2 protein-coding genes are annotated in these 1,489 nt (G+C 69.7%); one reads left to right on the top strand and one right to left on the bottom strand.

Annotation, left to right across the window (positions count from 1 at the left end; genetic code table 11):
- Positions 1-165: 165 nt before the first annotated feature.
- The gene (locus LI94_RS21155) at positions 166-1,074 is read right to left on the bottom strand and encodes an alpha/beta fold hydrolase (RefSeq protein WP_046302473.1); all 909 of its coding nucleotides are present in this window, start codon (positions 1,072-1,074) and stop codon (positions 166-168) included.
- A gap of 48 nt (positions 1,075-1,122) precedes the next feature.
- On the opposite strand from LI94_RS21155, the gene LI94_RS21150 reads away from it, so the two are divergent.
- Positions 1,123-1,489: FAD-binding oxidoreductase (locus LI94_RS21150; protein ID WP_152664907.1), on the top strand; the 367-nt coding region annotated here is incomplete at its 3' end.

The raw sequence follows: 1,489 nt of genomic DNA, 5'->3' as shown, positions 1-1,489 counted from the left end.
CCACCCCGCGATCGCCGCCACCAGGGCTTTGTCGTCGGCATCGGCCAACGACCCCGGCTCAGGCAGATCCGTATCGAACATACGTTCGATCATACCGGAAGCAGGCGACAAGCGTCGGGTGATGTGTCAGGACATCGGTGACAGTTCTCGCCGCACCGGCCAGGCTCAATACCCCGCAGTCTTGAGGTTGCGGTCCAGGAACTCCAGCTGATCTGCGACCACCCGTTCGAAGGCCTCGCCGACGTAGATGTCGAAGTGGCCCTCGGGGTAGCTCTTGACGCTGCCGCGGCGCGCCTTCGCGGCGTAACGCAGGGTCGGTCCGGGCGGTGCCACCGAGTCGGTATCGCAGATGCAGAACAGGATCGGGCAGCTCACCTTGGCCGTCAGCCGGCCCGGACGGTAGGCGAGGATCTTCATCCCGATCCGCGCGGCGACCTCATTCCGCAGGGTCAGCCCCTTGGGAACCAGCCGCAGATAGCCCAGGTAAGAGTCGGGCGTCGTCATCAGCGCGACCTCGCCGGGGCGACCGGCGGTCGCCACCATCACCGGCGGATTGCCGAACCGGGCTGCGGCCAGATCCCGCAACGCCAGCATGGTGATCCGCGCGATGGTCAACGGCGGAATGGTGCGCGCAGAGGCGATCCCGTCGGTGAACGGACATTGCGCCACCACCGCCGCCACCGGCAGCCGCGCCGCCGTCGCGATCACGTGACCACCGCCGAACGAGGTGCCCCACAGGCCGATCCGGTTGCCGTCGACACCGGGCAGGGTGTGCGCGAAGTCGACCGCGGCGGCCCAGTCAGCCAACTGCATGCCCACATCGAGCAGCTGGCGGGGAGCACCGTCGCTGTCGCCGAAGTTGCGGTAGTCAAACACCAGGCAGGCGTATCCGGCCGCGGCGAACCGCTCGGCGTAGGCGTCGAGTCGCATGCTGCGCACCGCGCCCAGGCCGTGCGCCATCACCAGCAGCGGGGCACCGTCCGGATCTGCTGCGCCGGCCGGGTCGGGGCGGTACAGCCAGGCGCGGATACGGTCCGCGCCGGATCGGAATGAGACGTCTTCGCGGATAGCCATGCCTAAAGGTAGCCCCGGGTGTGGTAGACCGGCTTCGTGACCGGGGCGGTGACTCACAGCCAGTTTCGGAGCCTTTTGCCGAGCCTGACGGAGGTGGTGGGCCCCGGCTATGTCACCGACGATCCCGACGTGCTGGCCGGCCGCAGCGTCGACTACACCGGTCGCTACCGGGGCCGAGCGGGCGCGCTGGTGCGCCCCGGGTCGCCCGAGGAAGTCGCCGCGGTGCTGCGACTCTGCCGCGACGCGGGCGCGAACGTCACCGTCCAGGGCGGGCGCACTTCGCTGGTGGCCGGCACCGTCCCCGAGCACGACGACGTGCTGCTGTCCACCGAGCGGCTGAACACCGTCGGTGAGGTCGACCCGGTTGAGCGCCGGGTGAGTGTGGGTGCGGGTGCCACGCTCGCGGCGGTGCAGC

The sequence above is a fragment of the Mycobacterium sp. UM_Kg27 genome, assembly GCF_000972905.1.
In the GTDB taxonomy this organism is placed as follows: Bacteria; Actinomycetota; Actinomycetes; order Mycobacteriales; family Mycobacteriaceae; genus Mycobacterium.
This window is presented reverse-complemented; position numbering and strand designations above follow the sequence as displayed.